Source organism: Streptosporangium sp. NPDC006007 (assembly GCF_040614315.1).
Taxonomy (GTDB): domain Bacteria; phylum Actinomycetota; class Actinomycetes; order Streptosporangiales; family Streptosporangiaceae; genus Streptosporangium.
In genome coordinates, this window is record NZ_JBEXUG010000009.1 from 90,081 (window position 1) to 109,987 (window position 19,907).

The window sequence follows — 19,907 nt, forward strand, 5'->3', positions numbered from 1 at the left end:
CGGAGCCCGGATGCCGGGACCACCCGCAACCGTAGGCCCGAAGGCCGAAAAAGCGGCCCTGACCTGCGGTCATGTTTTCGCGAAGGGTATTGTCCCCATGGGGCGTGATGCGAGAAATCACCTGATCAGAAAGCCAAAGCCACCCGTATGACCTCAGATCCGGGACAAGACGATGCGCGGCCGGGGAGATGAGTGGGCGACGGTCCTCCAACTGCTGGGGGCCGTCCCCCGGACCGGCGGGAACAACGTGGTGCTCGTCGAGGGGGAGCCCGGGATAGGCAAGAGCCTCATGCTCGCCGAGGCGGCGACCGTCGCGGCCGCACGGGGAACCGCCGTCGCGGCCGGGCGGGCCGACGAGCTGGGACGGCTGATGCCGCTGGGACCGCTGCTCTCCGCCCTGCAGGAGTCGCCGCCCGCGATGACCGTCACCAGGCACCCCTTCCCCGACGGACCCGCCCTGCTGATGTGGCTGGCCGAGCAGGTGCGGACCACGCTGGAGCGGCGGAGAAGGCGGGGACCGCTGCTGGTGGCCCTGGACGACCTGCAGTGGGCGGACCCGGCCACGCTCATGGCCCTGCGGACGCTGCCGTCCCAGCTGGCCCGCCGCCCGCCGGCGTGGCTGCTGGCCCGCCGCACCGTTCCCGGCCACGACGACGCCGCCCGGCTGTTCGACCTCCTGGCGCAGGAGGGTGCCACGCGGATCACGCTGCGCCCGCTCGGCGAGGAGGCGGTGGCCGAGGTGGCCGCCGACGCGCTGGGCGCCGCCCCGGGCGAGGAGCTGGCGGCCGTGGCCGCGCAAGCCGGCGGCAACCCCTTCCTGCTCCTGGAACTCCTCACCGGGCTGCGCGAGGAGGGCGCCGTACGGGTGGAGGCGGGCGTCGCCCGGCTGATCGGGACGGCCCTGCCGGGGCGTGTGCACGCCGCCGTCCGGCGCCGCCTCGACGAGGTGAGCACCAGGACCCGGTACCTGCTGGAGGCCACGGCGGTGCTGGGGCGCTCGTTCTCACCGGGGTACGCGGCCGAGATGCTCGGCGAGACCCCGGGCGCGCTGCTGCCCGCCCTGGAGGAGGCTCTGGCGGCCGGGGTGCTCGTCGCCGGCGACGACGAGCTGTCCTTCCGGCACGAGTTGCTGTGGCGGTCGGTCGTCGAGACCGTGCCCGCCCCGGTACGGCGGGCACTGCGCCACCAGATCGGGCGGGACGCGCCCTCCCGGCCCCCGTCGTCGCACCGGCCGGTGGACGGCGCCGGCGCCGAGACGCTGGTGATCCTGGCCCTGCTCGCCTGGGACGAGGGCAGGCTCTCACGCGGTCTTGAGCTGGCCCGCGAGGCCGTCGAGCTGCCACACGGCGGCGGCTACCCGCAGCCGCGGGCCGTACTGGCGGCGATGCTCATCGATCTGTGGCTGCTCGACGAGGCGGAGGCGATGACGGCCAGCGCCGCGGCGGAGACGACGGGACAGCCCGCGTGGGCCGCCGAGATCCCGGTACTCCGGGCCCGGCTGGACCTCGCCGCGGGCCGGCCCGGCAGCGCGATCGAGCAGGCGGAGGCCGCGCTGACCGCCGCCGGGGGCCTGGGCGTCCCGATCCTCACCTCCTCGGCCCTGTCGGTCCTGGGAACCGCGTCGCTGCGCGCGGGCGACCTTCCCCGCGCGATCAGGTGCCTGGAGAACGAGCTGGCGCGGGTGCCGGAGAACACGCCGCCGTACGCGCGGCTCCGGTCGGAGCTGGCGGCCGGGCGGATCAGCGAGGCACGTGACGGGGCGGCGGGCGGGATGAGCTCGCTGGGCCGGGTCTACGACGCGCTGCCCCGGCACACCATGGCGCTGACCAGCGAGCCGACCGCCGCGGCCTGGCTGGTGCGGGTTGCCATGGCCGTGGACGACCGGTGCCGGGCGGACGCCGTGGTGGACGCGGCCGAGGAGCTCGCCCGGCGCAACCCCGGCCTGCCCAACCCCGCGGTGGCCGCCACCCACGCGCGGGGTCTGCGCGACGGCGACCGGGAGGCGCTGGGCCTCGCGGCGACCGGGCACACCGACCCGTGGGCCAGGGCCTCGGCCGCCGAGGACCTCGGCGTGCTGCTCAGCGCCGACGGCGGCTGCCGCGCCCTGGCCGTCGACAGCTTCGACAGCGCGCTGTCCTGCTACGGGGCCGTGGAGGCGGTCCGGGACGCGGCGCGGGTGCGGGGCCGGCTACGAGTGCTCGGCGAGCGCCGCCGCCACTGGGTCACGACCGACCATCCCCCCTCGGGATGGGCCGGCCTGACCGGGACCGAGCGCACCGTCTGCGACCTCGTCGCCCATGGGCTGACCAACCGGCGGGCCGCCGAGCAGATGTTCATCAGCGAGCACACCGTCGCCTTCCACCTGCGCCAGGTCTTCCGCAAGCTGGGCATCCACTCGCGGGTCGAACTGGCCCGGCTCACCGTGGAGCGGGACGGCCGCCCGGAGCGCTGAACGGCCGCCGGGCTCAGCGCGTGAAGTGCTCGTGCACCAGCCGGACCGCCATGGCGCCCTCCCCCACCGCCGAGGCGACCCGTTTGACCGACCGGCTCCTGACGTCGCCCACCGCGAAGACACCCGGCAGGCTGGTCTCCAGCGGCAGGCCGTCGTCGAAGCCGGTGACCACGAACCCCCTGTCGTCGAGGGTGAGAGCGGAGGCGAGCCAGGCCGTGCACGGCCGGGCGCCGATGAGGACGAACATGGCCCGCGTGCCGAGGCGGCGCCGCTCCCCGGTGTGGGTGTCCACGGCGGCGACGGCCTCCAGGGTGTCGTGGCCGACGAGTTCGCGCACCTCGGTGTGGAGCATCACCTCCACCCCGGGGTCCCGCTCGATCCGGTCGACGAGATAGCGCGACATGCTCTCGGTGAGGTCGTCGCCGCGGACGAGCAGCCGCACCGGCGCGGCGTGCCCGGACAGGAGGCTCGCCGCCTGGCCCGCCGCGTTCCCCCCGCCCACGACCACGACCGGCTCGCCGTCGTACAGGCCGGCCTCGGCGAGCGTCGCGGCGTAGTGGACGCCGTTGCCCTCGAAGTCCTCCAGGCGTGGCACGTCGAGCCTGCGGTAGCGCGCCCCGGTGGCGATGACGATCGTGCGGCCCCGGAGCGACGGCTCACCGGCGAGCCCGACGGAGTAGTGCCCGTCGAGCCGCTGGAGCGAGGCGGCCTCGGCGGGCACGCCGAGGTGTACGCCGAACTTCTTCGCCTGGACGGCGGCCCGCTCGGCGAGTTCGCCGCCGGAGATGCCCGAGGGGAAACCGAGGTGGTTCTCGACGCGAGGGGAGGCGGCCGCCTGGCCGCCGGTCGCGACCGCGTCGAGCACCACGGTGCGCAGCCCCTCCGACGCGCCGTACACCGCGGCGGACAGGCCCGCCGGTCCCGCCCCCACCACGATCAGGTCGAACAGGTCACCGGGGGCCGACGGCGCCGGCAGGCCGACGGCGCGGGCCAGTTCGGCGTCGCCGGGGTTGCGCAGCACCCGGGTCCCGCCGAGGATCACGACCGGTGTCTCCTCCGGTGGTACGCCGAGGCCGCGGACCAGCGCCTCGGCCTCCGCGTCCTCCTCCAGGTCGATCCACCGGTGCGGCAGCCGGTCGCGGGCGGCGAACTCGCGCAGTCGCCGGCTGCCGGGCGAGTAACGGGAGCCGATGACTCTCAGGCCCGAGCCACTGGTGATCAGCGGTGAGCGGCGGATCATGAACGCGCGCAGGATCAGGTCCCCGAGCTCCGGGTCGTGGGCGACGACGCGCGGCAGGCCGTCGGCGGGCACCGTGAGCACCTCGCCGGCCTCGCAGACGACCGAGGTGACGAACGCCCGCCGGCCGATGAGCAGCCCGAGCTCGCCGAGGAAGCGGCCGGGGCCGTGCACCCGGGTGACCCGTTCGCCCTCGATGACGGCGACCTTCCCCGCCAGGATGACGAAGAAGTCGCGGCACTCGTCGCCCTGGTGGATCAGCACGTCGCCGGGGCGGGTGGGGCGCCGGGTCCCGTGGAGGGCGAGCCTGCCGATCTGCGCGTCGCCCAGCCGGGGGAATGCCCCGTGGTGGTCGGGCGTCTCCGCGAACGCGTCCACCTCAGCCACTCTCCCGCCCCGCCGTCTCGATCGCCCGGTCCACCCAGGCCCGCAGTTCGGGGGCCGGAGCCGCCCCGGCCCGCTCGGCCACGACGCGTCCGCCGCTCAGCACCGTCAGGTAGGGGATGTTCCGGATCGCGAACCGCTCGGAGAGGCCGGGCGCCCGGTCCACGTCGACCTTGACGAGCTTCACCGCACCGGCGAGATCTCCGGCGATCCGGTCGAGCGCCGGGCCGACCATCCGGCAGGGCGCGCACCACGAGGCCCAGAAGTCCACGATCGCCGGGACCGCCGACTCCTCGGCCACGTCGGTGAAGTCGTCGTCGCCGGCCTCGACGATCCACGGCAGCGGCCTGCGGCAGTCGCCGCAGCGCGGGACGCCCGCCGCCGCCGCGGGCGCCCTGTTTCGCTTCCCGCAATTCGTGCATCGCACGATATTTGTGGACATGCTCGTTTCTCCATCATTCGTTAGGTGACGGTCTCCGTCATTCGTAGACGACGGCGAGCTCGCCCCCGTCCGGCTCCACCCGGATCACGCCGCCCTCGCGCACGTCACCGGCGAGCAGCGCCCGGCCGATCCGGGTCTCGACGTCCCTGGCGATGAACCGGCGCAGCGGGCGGGCGCCGTACACCGGGTCGAATCCGCGCTCGGCGATGTACGCGCGCGCCTCCGCCGAGACCTCCAGCCGGATCCCCCGATCCTCCAGCCGGGTCCGCAGGTCGCCGAACATCAGCTCCACGATGCGCTCGATCTCCTGCTGCGTGAGCGGCTTGAAGATCACGATGTCGTCGACGCGGTTGAGGAACTCGGGGCGGAAGTGGGAGCGCAGATCGGCCATGACCTGCTCCTGCGCGTCGAGCTTGATCTCACCGCTCGACGTGACGCCTTCGAGCAGGTAGACGGAGCCGATGTTGGAGGTCATGATGAGGATGGTGTTGCGGAAGTCGACGGTCCGGCCCTGCGCGTCGGTGAGCCGCCCGTCGTCGAGAACCTGCAGCAGCATGTTGAAGACGTCGGGATGGGCCTTCTCCACCTCGTCGAAGAGCACCACCGAGTACGGCTTGCGCCGTACGGCCTCGGTGAGCTGGCCGCCCTCGTCGTATCCGACGTAGCCGGGAGGGGCGCCGACGAGCCGGCTGACCGTGTGACGTTCCTGGAACTCGCTCATGTCGATGCGGACCATGTTGTCCTCGGTGTCGAACAACGCCTCCGCGAGCGCCTTGGCCAGCTCGGTCTTGCCCACGCCCGTCGGCCCGAGGAAGATGAACGACCCGATCGGGCGGCGCGGGTCCTTTATGCCGGAGCGCGCCCTGATGATGGCGTCGGAGACCAGCCGGACCGCCTCGTCCTGGCCGACCACCCGTTCGTGCAGCACCTTGTCCAGGTGCAGGAGCTTCTCCCTCTCACCCTCCTGCAGGCGGCTCACCGGGATGCCCGTCCACCTGGAGACGATCATCGCGATCTCCTCCTCGGTCACCACCTCGCGCAGCAGCCGCCCGGCGCCCTGCTTGCTGCGCAGACGCTCCTCCTCACCCCGCAGCCGCCGTTCGAGCTCGGGCAGCCTGCCGTGCCGCAACTCGGCGGCGCGGTTGAGGTCGTAGTCGCGTTCGGCCCGCTCGGCCTCGGCGCGCACACGCTCCATCTCCTCCCGCAGGGCCTGGACGTTGTGCAGGGCGTGCCGCTCGGCCTCCCACTGCGCCCGCATCGCGTCGGCCTCGGCACGCAGGTCGACGAGCTCCTTGCGCAGCTCCTCCAGCCGGGCCGCGCTCGCCTGGTCCTCCTCCTTGGCCAGGGCGGCCTCCTCGATCTCCAGCCGCACCACCCGGCGGGTGAGCTCGTCGAGCTCGGCGGGCATCGAGTCGATCTCGGTGCGGAGCATCGCGCACGCCTCGTCCACCAGGTCGATCGCCTTGTCCGGCAGGAAGCGGTCGGAGATGTAGCGATGGCTCAGCACCACGGCGGCCACCAGCGCGGCGTCCTGGATCGTCACCCCGTGGAAGACCTCAAGCCGCTCGCGCAGGCCCCGCAGGATGGAGATGGCGTCCTCCACCGAGGGCTCGTCGACGACCACGGGCTGGAACCGGCGTTCCAGGGCGGCGTCCTTCTCGATGTGCTTGCGGTACTCGTCCAGGGTCGTCGCCCCGATCATGTGCAGCTCGCCGCGGGCCAGCATCGGCTTGAGCATGTTGCCCGCGTCCACGGCGCCCTCGGCCGCGCCCGCGCCCACGACCGTGTGCAGCTCGTCGACGAAGAGCAGGATCCGCCCCTCGGCGGCCAGAACCTCGCTGAGCACCGCCTTGAGGCGTTCCTCGAACTCGCCCCGGTACTTCGCCCCGGCCACGAGCGCGCCCATGTCGAGGCTGAAGATCGTCTTGTCCTTGAGACCCTCGGGGACGTCCCCGTTGCCGATCCGCTGGGCGAGACCCTCCACGATGGCGGTCTTGCCGACGCCGGGATCACCGACCAGGACCGGGTTGTTCTTGGTCTTCCGGGACAGGATCTGGACGACGCGGCGGATCTCGCCGTCGCGCCCGACGACCGGGTCGAGCCGGCCCGCGATGGCGTCGGCGACCAGGTCCCGCCCGTACTTGGCCAGCGCCTCGTAGGCGACCTCGGGCATCGCCGAGGTGACCCGCTGATTGCCCCGGACGGCGGTGAGCGCCTGCAGGAAGCCGTCCCTGGTCAGCCCCTGCTGGTGCAGCAGCCGCCCGGCGGAGGTCTCGCCGCCCTCCTCAAGCAGGGCGACGAGCAGGTGCTCGACCGAGACGTACTCGTCCTTGAGCCGGTCGGCCTCCCTCTTCGCCGTCTCCAGCAGACGTGACAGCCGCTGGGTCACCCGGACCTGACCGGGGTCGACACCGGGCCCGCCGACCCGGGGCCGGCGGCTCAGCTCGGCCTCCAGGTCCTCGGTGAGCCGGTCGGTGTCGACGGCGGCCCGCGACAGCAGGCGCGGGATCAGGCCGTCCGGCTGTTCCAGCAGCGCCAGCAGCAGGTGCTCACCGTCGACGTCGGTGTGCCCGAGGCGAAGGGCCCTGGTCTGCGCGTCGTGCAGCGCCTCCTGCGACTTCTGCGTCAGCTGGTTCACGTCCACGTCGATCCTCCGGTGATTCGGGAACGGTCCCGCAGGGTGGTCTCCAGGTCCGCGATGCGGTCGAGCAGGTCGACCACCAGGCCGAGAGCCGCGTAGTTGAGCGCGAATCCGGCGCGCAGACGCTGGATTCTGGCCATGGCCGGCAGTTGCGACATGGAAAACCACAGCTGCCCGGCCGCGTCGCGCTGCGCGTCGAGCACCCCGAGGGCGACAAGGCGGCGGACCAGCTCCGGATGCGTTCCGGTGGTCCGGGCGAACGACTCAAGGTCGAGGCGCGCCGGCCTGGCCAGGGTGTAGATCATCACCGCCTCCTCGGGTCGAAGGCCGAGACCTCCGCGAGCTTCTCGAACAGCCGCCGCTCCTCGTCGGTGAGCCGGTGCGGAACCGTGATCCGTACTTCGGCGAACAGGTCGCCGGCCTTGCCACGGGGGTTCGGCATCCCCCGGCCGCGCAGCCGCAGCCGCCGCCCGCCGGACGTGCCCGGCGGCACCTTGACCTTGGTCTCGCCGCCCGGCGTGTCGACGGTGACGGTCGCGCCGAGCGCCCCCTCCCACGCGGCGATCGGGAGCCGGACGTGGATGTCGCGCCCGGAGACCCGGTAGCGGGGGTGCGGCGCGATCCTGACGATCAGGTAGAGGTCCCCGGAGGGGGCCCCGTCGCCACCGCGCCCACCCTGCCCGGCCAGCCGGATTCGCTGCCCGTCCGTCACCCCGGCGGGGATCTCCACGTCGACCCTGCGCCCGCCCACGGTGATCGTGTGGCGTCCGCCCCGGTAGGCCGCCTCCAGGGGCAGTTCGATCTCCGCCTCCTGGTCGGCGCCGGGAATCGGCCCCCAGCCCCTTCCCGTCCCCCGCCCGGCCCGGCCTCCCCTGCCGGAGAACAGCCCTTCCAGGAGGTCGTCGATGTCGATCCCCTCACCGAACTCGGCACCCGGTCCGAAACCGCCCCTCGCGCCCGCCCCGGGCCGCCCGCCCGCGGTGGCCCGGCCGCCTCCGGCACGCGCCCAGGCCTCCGGGTCCACGTCCTCGGGAACCTGACGGAAGCCCGGGCCGAACGCGTCGTAGCGGCGGCGGGTCTTGGGGTCGGACAGGACGCTGTACGCCTCCGAGATGTCCTTGAAGCGGTCCTCCGCGGCCGGGTCCTTGTTGACGTCGGGGTGATTGGCCCGCGCGAGCTTACGGTAGGCGCGCTGGATGTCCTCCTGGCTCGCGCCCCTGGGCACCCCGAGGATCTCGTAGAAGTCCCGGTCCGGCGGCATCATTCCGCCTTGGAGACGACGACCAGCGCGGGCCGCAGTTGCCGTTCGCCCTCCCCGTAGGCGGGCTGCACCACGTGGATGACCGTTCCGTCGGGGGTGCCCTCCTGGGTGAGCACTCCCACCGCCTCGTGCCTGGCCGGGTCGAACGTCGTCCCGGTGTCGTCACGGCGCGGGAAGCCCAGCCTGGCGAGCACGTCCAGTGCCTGGTCGTGAACGGCCCGCAGCCCTTCCACGATGGAGGCGGGGTCGGTGCCCGCGTGCTCCAGGGCGCGATCCAGGTTGTCCAGCACGGGCAGCCACTCGGCGGCGGCCCTCGCCCGCTCCTCGGCACGCACCCGCCCGGCATCCCGGCTGACCCGTTTGCGTAGGTTGTCGAGGTCGGCCAGGGCCCGCTTCCAGCGGCCCTCCAGGTCGGCGACCTGGGCCTGGAGCCCGGCGATCCGCTCCTCCGGCCCGGCGGCCTCCGGCGCGGTCCCCTCCGGCGCGGCCTCCCGGTCACCGGCCTTCGGGGTACCCGGCTGCCAGGCGTCGGTCTCCCGGTCACCGGTCTGGCCGCCTCCGGCCCGCCGGTGGGCCGCGGCGTCCCCCCGCTCGGATCGCCTACTCATCGGTCGTGAACTCCGCGTCGATGACGTCGTCGTCGTGCCCGCCACCGGCACCGCCCGCGCCGCCCGCGCCTCCTCCGCCCCCGCCGGCCGGTCCACCCGGTCCGCCCGGGGATGCGGCGCCCACGCTCTGGTAGACCTGCTGAAGCTCACCGGTGAGGGACCGCAGCCGGTCGATCGGCGCGTCCGGCTGCTTGATCGCCTCCCTGGCGTCGGAGACAAGCATCTCGGCGCGTGCCTTCTCATGGACCGGAACCGCGTCGCCCAGCTCGGACAGGCGGCGTTCTACCTGGTAGGCGACGCTGTCGAGCTCGTTGCGCGCGTCGACGACCTGCCGCAGCCTCGTGTCCTCCTCCCGGTGCCGCTCGGCGTCGGCGACCATCCGCTCGACCTCGCTCTGGTCGAGGGTCGAGCTCTCGGTGATGGTGATGCGCTGCTCGGCGCCGGTGTCCTTGTCCTTGGCGGAGACGTTGAGGATCCCGTTGGCGTCGACGTCGAAGGTGACGTCGATCTGGGGCACACCGCGCGGCGCGGGCCTGATGTTCTCCAGCCGGAACCGGCCGAGGACCCGGTTGTCGGCGGCGCGCTCGCGCTCGCCCTGCAGCACCACGACGTCGACGGCGCCCTGGTTGTCCTCGGCGGTGCTGAACACCTCGCCGCGGCGGGCCGGGATCGTGGTGTTCCGCTCGATGACCTTGGTCATGATCCCGCCGAGCGTCTCGATTCCCAGTGACAGGGGGGTCACGTCCAGCAGGACGACGTCCTTCAGCTCACCCTTGATGACGGCCGCCTGCACCGCGGCGCCCAGCGCCACGACCTCATCGGGGTTGACCGTCATGTTCGGGTCCTTGCCGGTCATTCGGCGGACCAGACTCTGCACGGCGGGCATCCTGGTCGAGCCACCCACCAGGATCACCTCGTCGATGTCGTCGGCGGTGAGCCTGGCGTCGGCCATGGCCTGCTCGACCGGGCCCTTGCACCGCTGCAGGAGGTCGGAGGTGATCTCCTCGAACGTCGCCCGCCGCAACGTGGTGTTCAGGTGCTTGGGCCCCGAGGCGTCCGCGGTGACGAAGGGCAGGTTGATCTGCGTCTGGGTGACCGCGGACAGCTCGACCTTGGCCTTCTCCGCCGCCTCGAAGAGCCGCTGCAGGGCCTGGGGGTCGGCGCGCAGGTCGATGCCGGTGTCGCGCTGGAACTCGTCGGCGAGGTAGTCGACGACGCGCCGGTCGAAGTCGTCGCCGCCCAGGTGGGTGTCGCCCGCCGTCGAGCGGACCTCGACGACGCCGTCACCGATGGTGAGGATGCTGACGTCGAACGTCCCGCCGCCCAGGTCGAAGACGAGGACGGTCTCGTTCTCCTTGCGGTCCAGGCCGTAGGCGAGGGCGGCCGCGGTCGGCTCGTTGATGATCCTCAGCACCTCAAGACCCGCGATCTTCCCCGCGTCCTTGGTCGCCTGCCGCTGGGAGTCGTTGAAGTAGGCGGGCACGGTGATGACCGCCTCGGTGACCTTCTCGCCGAGGAACTTGGAGGCGTCGTCGACGAGCTTGCGCAGCACCAGCGCGGCGATCTCCTCGGGCGCGTACAGCTTGCCGCGGACCTTGAAGCGGACGGCCCCGTCCGGCCCGGACACCACGTCGAACGACACCGCGTTCATCTCGCTGGTGACCTCGTCGTAGCGGCGTCCGATGAAGCGCTTCGCCGAGTAGATCGTGCCCTTGGGGTTGAGGATCGCCTGGCGGCGGGCCAGCTGTCCCACCAGACGCTCGCCGTCCTCGGTGAAGGCGACCACGGACGGCGTCGTCCGCGCCCCCTCGGCGTTGGGGATCACGGTGGGCTTGTCGCCCTCCATCGTGGCGATCACCGAGTTGGTGGTGCCGAGGTCGATCCCGACTGCTTTAGCCATGCTGATCCTCCTCCTTGTGCACGCTGTACCGCCGAGACTCGTCTTCCGGCGGCGTTGCCACATCCTCAGACCTGACGGTTCCGCGCCCCGGCGGCCCGGCCGGACAGGGCAGGCGGAATGGACGGGTACGGGGTCAGGTGTGCTGGGGGATGCCGGATTCGAGCAGCCTGCGCGCCTCGGCGGCGTGCGGGGCCGCGACCAGCAGCTGATACTGGCCGGCGACGATCGAGGAGGAGGAGAGGAAGTCCCGCTTGCCGCGGGTGAGGGCGTGGGTGATCAGCCCGAAGACGGCTCCCGCTATCGCGCCCCAGATCAGGCCCCACAGCACGAGCACGAAGGGGAACCGCCCGGGAGTGAAGATCGCGAAGAAGAGGCCGATCAGCAGACCGAACCAGGCGCCCGCCGCCGCGCCCATCCCGATGGCCCGCAGGTAGGTCAACCGGCCGAGCACGTTCTCCACGAGCCGGAGGTCCACTCCGACGATCATCGTGTGCTCCACGGGAAACCGCTGGTCGGACAGGTAGTCCACGGCCCGCTGGGCCTCTTCGTAGCTGCGGTAGGTCACTATCGGCTCGTGGGTGGCCAGAGTGTCGTCAGGTCGCATGGCGCTCCTCCACGGTGAGTCCTTATCTGCTCAGCGTGATCGCGCCGTCGCGGCCGCACATCCCCAGACCTGGTAGTCAGCCGGCGCCGGCCGGCTCCTCGGCCTCCTGGCCGGCCAGGGCCGCGGCTCTGCGCTTGACGAGCAGCGTGGTCGCGACACCCAGCAGCAGCGCGAGCACCAGGCCCGCCCAGGAGAAGCCCTTCAGCCACCTTTCCGCGGCCCTGCCCAGGTAGTAGACGACCGCGGTGGTCCCGCCCGCCCAGGCGATCCCGCCGAGCACGTTGGCGACCAGGAACCTCCAGTACGGCATGTGCAGCGCACCGGCGAGCGGACCGGCCAGGATGCGCAGCAACGCGACGAACCGGCCGAAGAACACCGTCCACATGCCGTAGCGGTGGAAGTAACGCCCGGCTCTGGCGATGTGGGCCGGGCCGAAGTGCTTGGGGAACCTGCGGCCCAGCCGGTCGAACATGGGCTGGCCGCCCTTGCGCCCGATGGCGTAGCCGATCGAGTCGCCGACGACGGCCCCGACACTGGCGCAGACCCCGACCCAGACCGGGTCCACCACGCCCTTCGCGGCCAGCAGCGCCGAACTGACCAGGACGATCTCCCCCGGCAGTGGGATGCCCAGACTCTCCAGGCCGATCACCAGCCCGACCAGGACGCAGATCCACACCGCGGGGATCGCCTGGAGCCACTCGTCGACATGCATGTCGGCCACCCTATTGGGTCCGTCACGCCCCCTGGCCGCTCCCCCGCCGCGCCGTCACACGACCCGGCGGATCGCCTCGTGGGCCGCGTCGCGCATCCTGGCGTGCAGCGCCGCGTTGGGCTCCCGCCCGGTCCGGACCTCGACGATCCGCACCCCCTCCCCGCGCAGCGCCTTGGGCAGCTGGTCGGGCTCGCCGACGAAGGTGTACGGCGTGCCGGTGGCCGCGGCGACATGGGCCAGGTCCACCCCGTGCGAGGTGCCGAAGACCCGCTCGAACGGGTCGCGGAGCGTGGCCTGCGGCAACAGCGAGAAGATCCCGCCGCCGTCGTTGTTCACCACGACCAGGCACAGGTCGGGGCGGGGCTCGCGGGGGCCGAGGATCAGCCCGTTCTGGTCGTGCAGGAACGTCAGATCGCCCATCAGGGCGTAGGCGGGACCGTTGTGCGCCAGCGCCGCGCCCATCGCCGAGGACACCACTCCGTCGATCCCGGCGGCGCCCCGGTTGGCCAGGATCCGCAGCCCCCGCCGGGGGCGCATCGCCTGCTCCAGGTCGCGGATCGGCATGGAGGAGCCGGAGAACAGCAGCGCCCCGTTGGGCAGCAGGTCCACCAGGTCGCGGGCCGTCCTCGGCTCGCTGAGCCCGGCGCCGTCCAGCACCTCGTCGACCGCGGCCCTGGCCGCGGCGTCGGCGCGGCGCCAGGAGTGCAGCCAGGCGTCGTCTCCGGCGGCGACCTGGATCTCCACCGCCTGGGCCACCTGGGTGGCCGAGCGGGTGGGGTCGGGCCAGCGGGTCAGGTCGCCGGCGACCACGAAGTGCTCGGTGGCGTGCCTCAGCCAGTTCAGCAGCGGCCGGGACAGTCCGGGGCGGCCCAGGGTCACCACCACCTCGGGGCGGTGCCGGTCTGCGAACTCCGGGGTGCCGAGCAGGAAGTGGTAGGCCGACATCGCGTGGTCCCCGTAGCGGGCGCCGCCGTTGGGCTCCGACAGGACCGGCCACCCGGCCATGCCGGCCGCCGCGACGTACCTGCGCACGCCGACCGCGCCGTCGCCGACGACGAGCACGCCCCGCCGGGTCGGCGGCAGGTGCAGCGCCACCGAGGGGGGCGCCACCCGGGTGCGGACCCACGGCCCGCCCGCGTCGCCCTCCATGGACTCGCACCAGGAGGTGTCGCCGTCCGGGATCAGCGGTTCGCGGAAGGGAAGGTTCAGATGGACCGGACCGGGGTCGGACGGGCCCAGCGAGCGCTGGTAGGCGCGGCAGGCCAGCGACCGCCAGTAGGCGACCTGGCCGGGACGCTCCTCGGGGGCGCCGACCTCGCTGAACCAGCGGACCGCGGTGCCGTACAGCTTGATCTGGTCGACGGTCTGGCTGGCGCCGGTGTCGCGCAGCTCGGGCGGCCGGTCGGCGGTGAGCAGCAGCAGCGGCACCCCCGACTCGTGCGCCTCGATGACCGCGGGGTGGAAGTTCGCCGCCGCGGTGCCCGAGGTGCAGATCAGTGCCACCGGCCGTTCACCGCGCCGGGCCAGGCCCAGCGCGAGGAAGGAGGCCGAGCGCTCGTCGACGCGCACGTGCAGCCGGACCCGGCTGTCGGCGTGCGCGGCGAGGGCGAGCGGGGCCGAACGCGAGCCGGGCGCGAGCACCACCTCGGTAAGGCCACAGCGCACGAGCTCGTCGACCAGCACGGTCGCGAGCGCGGTGGCGGGGTTCACCGCACCGCCTCCTCTGGCTCCTCTGGTCGTCGCGTCCGGGCGGATGGACACCTCCTGCGGCACGCCTCGGTCGCCTCGCCGGCCTCGGAACGGCGCATCCCGAGACCGGCCCGCGTTCCGCTCATTACGGCCGGCGGGGGAACTTGCCGAAGTCGGGGGCGCGCTTCTCCTTGAAGGCGTCGCGGCCCTCCTGCGCCTCCTCGCTCATGTAGTACAGCAGGGTGGCGTCCCCGGCGAACTGCTGCATGCCCGCGGCGCCGTCGGTCACCGCGTTCAGCGCGCCCTTGAGCATGCGCAGCGCCAGCGGCGACTTCTCCAGCAGTTCCCTGGCCCACGCGACGGTCTCCTCCTCCAGCCGTTCGAGGGGGACGACCGCGTTGACCAGGCCCCAGTCGAGGGCGGTCGCCGCGTCGTACTGACGGCAGAGATACCAGATCTCACGCGCCCGCTTCAGGCCGACGGTCTCGGCCAGCAGCCAGGAGCCGTATCCGCCGTCGAAGGAGCCGACCTTCGGGCCGGTCTGGCCGAACACGGCGTTCTCCGCGGCGACCGACAGGTCGCAGCAGACGTGCAGAACGTGACCGCCGCCGATGGCGTAGCCCGCGATCATCGCGATGACCGGCTTGGGGCAGCGGCGGATCTGCACCTGCAGGTCGAGCACGTTGAGCCGGCCCACGTGCGGGGTGGACTTGTCCACGTAGCCGTCGTCTCCGCGGATCTTCTGGTCGCCGCCCGAGCAGAACGCCCGGTCCCCCGCGCCGGTGAAGATGATCACGCCGACCTCGGAGTCCTCCTGGGCGACGTTGAAGGCGTCCTTGAGCTCGAAGAGCGTCGTCGGGCGGAACGCGTTGTGCCGCTCGGGCCGGTTAATCGTGATCTTCGCGATGCCCTCGGCGGTCTCGTAGACGATGTCCTCGTAGTCGCCCGACCGCTTCCAGCCGGCGGCACGCGCCTGGACACTCACCGGCACGGGCCTCGTCTCGGCCGCCGCTCGCCCGCCGGTATCCGGCCCGACCCGCTCCGTGCTCACGATCGCTTCGCCCCTTCCGCTGCGCCGGGATGCTCCTGGGCGTCACCCGGCTTCCCGGCACTAACCTTACGACTGTGATGAACGGACCCGTACACGCGGAGTCGCCTTCCGGGCAGCGGGAGCTGAACGCCCTGGTACTGCCCGCCGGGCCCGAGTTGTTCCGGGCCGTCGGGGCGGCGCTCGACGGCGACGGCCCCGCCGTGCTTCCGCTGTCCCCCTCGCTGCCCGCCCCCGCCCTGCGCGCCACGCTCGACGCGCTCGCCCCCACCCACGTCAACGGGGTACGGCGCGCCTCCGGCACGGGGGTGCCCGCCGAGGTGGCCGTGGTCGTCGCCACGAGTGGCACCACCGGCGTCCCCAAGGGGGTTCAGCTGTCGGCCGGGGCCCTGCGCGCGTCCGCCGCGGCCTCGCTGCACCGCCTGGACGCCCGTCCCGGCGAGCGCTGGCTCTGCTGCCTGCCGCCCTCCCACGTCTCCGGCCTGCAGGTGCTCGTCAGGTCCCTGCTGGGCGGGACGGAGCCGATCATGCACGACGGCTTCTCCCCCGAGGCGGTGCTCACCAGCGGCGCCCAGCACGTCTCACTGGTGCCCACCCAGCTCCGCCGGCTGCTCGCGGCCCGGGCGGACCTGTCGGTGTTCACGACCGTCCTGCTCGGCGGGGCCGCCGCCTCCGGCGGGCTGCTCGCGGCGGCGCGGGCCGCCGGTGGGCGGGTGGTGGTCGGCTACGGCATGAGCGAGACCTGCGGGGGGTGTGTTTACGACGGCGACCCCCTTTACAATGTAGATCTTAAAATCGGCGGCGACGGCCTGATCCGCGTCGCCGGCCCGGTGTTGTTCTCCGGCTACCGGCTCCGCCCCGACCTGACCGACGCCGCCCGCGACGGCGGCTGGTTCCGCACCTCCGACCTCGGCGAGATGACCGGCGGGCGGCTGCGCGTGCTGGGCCGGGCCGACGACGTCGTCAACACGGGGGGGGAGAAGGTGGTGGCCCCGGCTGTGGCGGCCGTCGTGGCCGAGCATCCCGCGATCACCGACGCCGTGGTGGTCGGCCGCCCCGACCCCGAGTGGGGCGAGCGGGTGGTCGCCGTCGTGGTCTCGGCCGCCCCTCCGTCCCTGGCCGACCTGCGCGCCTTCGTCAAGGAACGGCTTCCCGCCCACGCGGCCCCGGCCGAGCTGGTCGTCATGACCGAAATACCACTTTTGCCCAACGGCAAGCCAGATCTCGCCGCCCTCCGTTATGGTCTGGGAACCATAACGGATCCCGGACCGTCAAACAGATAGCCGAACTGGAAGGACGAACCCGATGAACATCACCCGCAGAACGTGGGTGTCCGCCGGCGTCGTCAGCGCGATCCTCGTCGGCGGCGTCTCCGTGGCGGCGGCGGCCACAGCCGGCCGGACGAGCGGGGTCGACGGACCGGTGAACCCCGCGCCCCCGGCGGCGAGGCAGGCGGAACCGCCCGCCTCCGACACCGAGGCGACCGCACCGCGCACATCCCGGCCCCCGGACGGCTCGGTGGTCTCCCGGGAGGTCAACCCCGACCCCGCGCACGTCGCGAGATACTGGACGAAGGAGCGCCTGCGCGAGGCGGAGCCGTTCCCCATGCCGATGGCCGAGAGGTCACTGGACGTGTCCGAATAGGGCCGTCCCGGGCCGCTCAGGGACGTCGTGGACGGGACGGACCGCCTCCAAGCGGTCCGTCCATCATATTTTCCGCGTCAAGTCGGGAACATAAGGTTCTTGGTTGGGGTTATTGATACCGGTGCGCTGAGCGGCCTCACGCCGCCCCACCCCACAACCTGTAAGCAGACGACTCCGTGTTGGAGGAGGTGTCCTCATGCCCCAAACCGCCGCGGCGACCTCACCGGAGGCCCCGACGTCCCTCGAAGAGCTTCTTGACCGAGGGCGAGACCAGGGTCACCTTTCCCTCGCGGAGCTGCGTCGCGCCTTCGCGAAGGCGGGGGTCAGCCCCACCGAGGGCCGGTCGATCCTGAGGGAGCTCACCGAGTCGGGTGTCAGCCTGGCGGCCGAGGACGAGCCCACGCTCGCCGCCGCCACCAAGAAGGCCGCGGGCAAGACCGTCACCCGCAAACCGGGCACCCGCAAGGCCAAGGCCGCCCCCGCGAAGAAGACCCCGGCCGCCGCGTCCGAACCGGCCGGTGCCCCCGAGGCCCGCGAGGACGCCGGTCGCGCCCCGGAGGGCCTCGACCAGGAGCGCGAGGAGTGGAGCGCCGCCGACGAGGCGGAGCTGGAGGCCGAGCCCGCCGTCGACCTGGACGACCACTCATCGGTCATGGGCGACTCGGTGCACACCTACCTCAAGTCCATCGGCCGCCGCACCCTGCTCACCGCGGCCCAGGAGGTCGAGCTCGCCAAGCGGATCGAGGCCGGCCTGTACGCCGAGGCCAAGCTGGAGGCCGAGCCCGCCCTGTCCCCCGCCGTCCGCGACGACCTGGAGTGGGTCGCCGAGGACGGCCGCCGCGCCAAGGACCACATGCTGGAGGCCAACCTCCGCCTGGTCGTCTCCGTCGCCAAGAAGTACACCGACCGCGGCATGGCCCTGCTCGACGTGGTCCAGGAGGGCAACCTCGGCCTGATCCGCGCGGTGGAGAAGTTCGACTACACCAAGGGATACAAGTTCTCCACCTACGCCATGTGGTGGATCCGCCAGGCCATCCAGCGCGGCTTCGCCGACTCCGCCAGGACCATCCGCCTGCCCGTCCACGTACTGGAGATGCTCTCCAAGCTGTCACGCATCGAGCGCGACATGCACCAGCGCCTCGGCCGCGAGCCCACGCCCGAGGAGCTGGCGGTGGAGCTGGACCGGACCCCCGACCAGATCGAGGAGCTGCTCCGCACCAGCCGTCAGCCGCTCAGCCTCAACGCCACCATCGGTGACGACGGCGAGACCACGATCGGCGACCTCATCGAGGACGTCGACTCGCCCGAGGCGTCGGAGGTGGTGGACCGCCAGCTCCTCGGCGAGCAGCTCCGCGGTGTGCTGGGCAACCTCTCCCCCAGGGAGGCCAAGATCATGGCGCTGCGCTTCGGCCTGGTCGACGGCAAACCCCACACCCTCGACGAGATCGGCAAACATCTCGGCCTGACGCGCGAGCGCATCCGCCAGCTGGAGAAGGAGTCCCTCTCCAAGCTGCGCCACCCCAGCAACACCCGGCCGCTGCTCGACTGGGCCAGCTGACCACCACCCGCCGGGTTGCCGTCGCGACGTTCCCGTCCGCGGCGGCGCCCCGGGGGCCGGGCCCGGAGGCCGGACGGCCCTCTCCCGGTCAGCGGACCACGGTCACCGGACGCGGGACGCGGGCGATGCCGGTCAGGCGGTTCTGCTCCCTGAGGGTGCGCAGCCGCTCGACCTCGTCGGTCCACTCGGCGCCCTTGGGGGTGGCTTTGCCCTTGCGGCGACGGATCGGGTCGTCGTAGGCCCCGATGCCGAACGTCGCCCGCTGACCGGCCTCGGCCGCGCGCAGCGCCTCGGTCAGCGCCCGGTCGAAGGCCAGCCCAGCGGCCCTGAGGTCCTCCACGGAGGCCGGGGCCGTCTGCGCCCGGCGCAGCGCGACCTCGGCCGCGCGCGCCTTCTCCAGAAGCTCGGGGAAGCTCTTCCCGACCTCCTGGTCGGCGTGGTGGCGAACCTCCGCCTCCCGGCTCACCCTCGGTCGGAAAAACGCCATCGTCCGCCCTCTCTCACCCGTCGCCGGACACACCCCGGCAGATCACGGCTGTAGCCTACGCCGTCCGCCTCCGGCTCACGCACTCAGGGATCCGCCTCGGGGGACGCCTGTCCCGGAAGAGCCGGCCCGTCCGGCGTGGCGCCCTTTACGCAGTAAGGTCAGCGGTGCCAGGATGAGGCCCATGCCTGCCAAGCGACCACCGGTCCCGCTCTCCAGGGAGCGCATCATCGAGGCCGCCCTGCACATCGCCGACACCCAGGGGTTGCGCCGGCTGACGATGCGGCGGCTCGGCGACGCGCTCCAGGTGGAGGCCATGGCCGTCTACCACCATCTGCCGCGCGGCAAGGACGCCCTGATGGACGCCCTCGCCGAGCAGGTCACCGCCGTCCGTGTGGAGCCCCGCGGAAGCTGGCAGGAGAGCGCGAGGGCCTGGTGCCGGGCGAGCCGGGAGGCGCTCAGGGAGCATCCGGGGGTCCTGGCGCTGGCGCTCACCAAACCCCCCAGGGGCCGCACCGCGGCCGCCGTCAGGGAGCAGGTCGACCAGCTCGCCGACGCGGGGCTCGCCGACGCGGGACAGGCCGTGCGCGCGCTGCGGGCCTACGTCTTCGGCGCGGTGGCGGTGGAGGTGCAGCAGTCCGGGTGGGCCGAGCCGATGGACGAGGACGGCGAGCCCTGGCTCCCCCCGTCGCGCGGGGGCGGCTCGGCGGCGGCCGACGCCGACTTCGAACTCGGCCTGACCGCGTTGCTGGCGGGCCTGGCCTCGCGGTGATCCGGGTCGAGCGGGCCGTGCCGGGACGTGGGCGTCCGTGCGGCGATCCGGCTCACGGACCCGGCCTCCCGCCGGCTCCCCTGCCCGGTTTCGCGGATCCGGCGCGGCCGACGGCGCCGGGCCGTACTGCCCTGGTGAGCGCCCCCGGAAACCCATAACCCAATTGTTTACCCGCCAGACGGCGTGTCACTCTGGCTAGATGTTCGTTTATGGGGCATGCTGTGGTAAAGGTCACACCCTAGAACAGCCTTGAGGGACCATTCCTCAGCGTTCGCAAACAGTCCTAACGGGCTATGTCGCAGGGCGCGACCAGATCGCACACTTGAATCGCACACGTGATCTACACAATGTGCGAGCCTCACCCCGTTCGAGGTCCGCGCTGCCATACGTCCACCCAGATGCTCGTCCCCGTCGAACGATGGGAGCGGATCCCATCGGTGACGGTTGTACACCGGTTGTCCGATGTCGATC

General features: G+C 72.6%; 17 protein-coding genes. 5 read left to right on the top strand and 12 right to left on the bottom strand.

The window, feature by feature from the left end; translation table 11 throughout:
- Window positions 1-172: 172 nt before the first annotated feature.
- Window positions 173-2,452 carry an AAA family ATPase gene (locus tag ABZ194_RS10110; protein ID WP_355594405.1) on the top strand — a complete coding sequence of 760 codons (2,280 nt, stop codon included), beginning with the start codon at window positions 173-175 and terminating at the stop codon, window positions 2,450-2,452.
- A 13-nt stretch (window positions 2,453-2,465) separates the two neighbouring features.
- Here the strand turns inward: ABZ194_RS10110 and ABZ194_RS10115 are convergent, their stop codons facing one another.
- The 11 genes from ABZ194_RS10115 to menB all read right to left on the bottom strand — a co-directional run bounded on the left by ABZ194_RS10115 (window position 2,466) and on the right by menB (window position 14,915).
- Window positions 2,466-4,067, bottom strand: coding sequence for an FAD-dependent oxidoreductase (locus tag ABZ194_RS10115; protein ID WP_355594407.1), 1,602 nt, complete (start codon window positions 4,065-4,067; stop codon window positions 2,466-2,468).
- Between the two features lies 1 nt (window position 4,068).
- On the bottom strand, window positions 4,069-4,500 hold the full coding sequence (locus ABZ194_RS10120) for a thioredoxin domain-containing protein (RefSeq protein WP_355594409.1): 432 nt from the start codon (window positions 4,498-4,500) through the stop codon (window positions 4,069-4,071).
- A 52-nt stretch (window positions 4,501-4,552) separates the two neighbouring features.
- The gene (gene clpB, locus ABZ194_RS10125) at window positions 4,553-7,159 is read right to left on the bottom strand and encodes an ATP-dependent chaperone ClpB (protein WP_355594411.1); all 2,607 of its coding nucleotides are present in this window, start codon (window positions 7,157-7,159) and stop codon (window positions 4,553-4,555) included.
- Window positions 7,150-7,461, bottom strand: coding sequence for a chaperone modulator CbpM (locus tag ABZ194_RS10130; protein ID WP_355594413.1), 312 nt, complete (start codon window positions 7,459-7,461; stop codon window positions 7,150-7,152). Before ABZ194_RS10130 ends, clpB begins: the two co-directional genes overlap by 10 nt.
- Window positions 7,461-8,417 (bottom strand): DnaJ C-terminal domain-containing protein, encoded by a 957-nt coding sequence (locus tag ABZ194_RS10135; RefSeq protein WP_355594415.1) that lies wholly within the window; start codon window positions 8,415-8,417, stop codon window positions 7,461-7,463. The genes ABZ194_RS10130 and ABZ194_RS10135 overlap by 1 nt, the downstream gene beginning before the upstream one ends.
- Window positions 8,417-9,025, bottom strand: a complete 609-nt coding sequence (locus ABZ194_RS10140; protein ID WP_355594417.1) for a nucleotide exchange factor GrpE — start codon at window positions 9,023-9,025, stop codon at window positions 8,417-8,419. The genes ABZ194_RS10135 and ABZ194_RS10140 overlap by 1 nt, the downstream gene beginning before the upstream one ends.
- The gene (gene dnaK, locus ABZ194_RS10145) at window positions 9,018-10,925 is read right to left on the bottom strand and encodes a molecular chaperone DnaK (protein ID WP_355594419.1); all 1,908 of its coding nucleotides are present in this window, start codon (window positions 10,923-10,925) and stop codon (window positions 9,018-9,020) included. The genes ABZ194_RS10140 and dnaK overlap by 8 nt, the downstream gene beginning before the upstream one ends.
- A gap of 133 nt (window positions 10,926-11,058) precedes the next feature.
- A complete protein-coding gene (locus tag ABZ194_RS10150; RefSeq protein ID WP_355594421.1) occupies window positions 11,059-11,529 on the bottom strand; it encodes a general stress protein in 471 nt (156 codons plus the stop codon).
- 76 nt (window positions 11,530-11,605) lie between these two features.
- Window positions 11,606-12,241, bottom strand: a complete 636-nt coding sequence (locus ABZ194_RS10155; RefSeq protein WP_355594423.1) for a DedA family protein — start codon at window positions 12,239-12,241, stop codon at window positions 11,606-11,608.
- Between the two features lie 54 nt (window positions 12,242-12,295).
- Complete coding sequence (gene menD / locus ABZ194_RS10160; RefSeq protein ID WP_355594425.1) at window positions 12,296-13,951, bottom strand: 2-succinyl-5-enolpyruvyl-6-hydroxy-3-cyclohexene-1-carboxylic-acid synthase; 1,656 nt, start codon at window positions 13,949-13,951, stop codon at window positions 12,296-12,298.
- Between the two features lie 124 nt (window positions 13,952-14,075).
- Entirely contained in the window at window positions 14,076-14,915 is an 840-nt protein-coding gene (menB, locus tag ABZ194_RS10165; RefSeq protein ID WP_355594428.1) for a 1,4-dihydroxy-2-naphthoyl-CoA synthase, read from the bottom strand.
- A gap of 143 nt (window positions 14,916-15,058) precedes the next feature.
- Between menB and ABZ194_RS10170 the strand changes: the two genes are divergently transcribed.
- From ABZ194_RS10170 to ABZ194_RS10180, 3 genes are all read left to right on the top strand, one after another.
- Window positions 15,059-16,261: an AMP-binding protein gene (locus tag ABZ194_RS10170; protein WP_355594430.1), complete on the top strand. Its 1,203-nt coding sequence runs from the start codon at window positions 15,059-15,061 to the stop codon at window positions 16,259-16,261.
- Window positions 16,262-16,283: 22 nt separating this feature from the next.
- Window positions 16,284-16,622 (top strand): hypothetical protein, encoded by a 339-nt coding sequence (locus tag ABZ194_RS10175; RefSeq protein ID WP_355594433.1) that lies wholly within the window; start codon window positions 16,284-16,286, stop codon window positions 16,620-16,622.
- A gap of 196 nt (window positions 16,623-16,818) precedes the next feature.
- On the top strand, window positions 16,819-18,180 hold the full coding sequence (locus tag ABZ194_RS10180) for an RNA polymerase sigma factor (protein ID WP_355594435.1): 1,362 nt from the start codon (window positions 16,819-16,821) through the stop codon (window positions 18,178-18,180).
- An 88-nt stretch (window positions 18,181-18,268) separates the two neighbouring features.
- On the opposite strand, the gene ABZ194_RS10185 is transcribed toward ABZ194_RS10180, so the two are convergent.
- Window positions 18,269-18,667: a hypothetical protein gene (locus ABZ194_RS10185; RefSeq protein ID WP_355594437.1), complete on the bottom strand. Its 399-nt coding sequence runs from the start codon at window positions 18,665-18,667 to the stop codon at window positions 18,269-18,271.
- Between the two features lie 181 nt (window positions 18,668-18,848).
- On the opposite strand from ABZ194_RS10185, the gene ABZ194_RS10190 reads away from it, so the two are divergent.
- Entirely contained in the window at window positions 18,849-19,436 is a 588-nt protein-coding gene (locus ABZ194_RS10190; protein ID WP_355594439.1) for a TetR/AcrR family transcriptional regulator C-terminal domain-containing protein, read from the top strand.
- Window positions 19,437-19,907 lie beyond the last annotated feature (471 nt).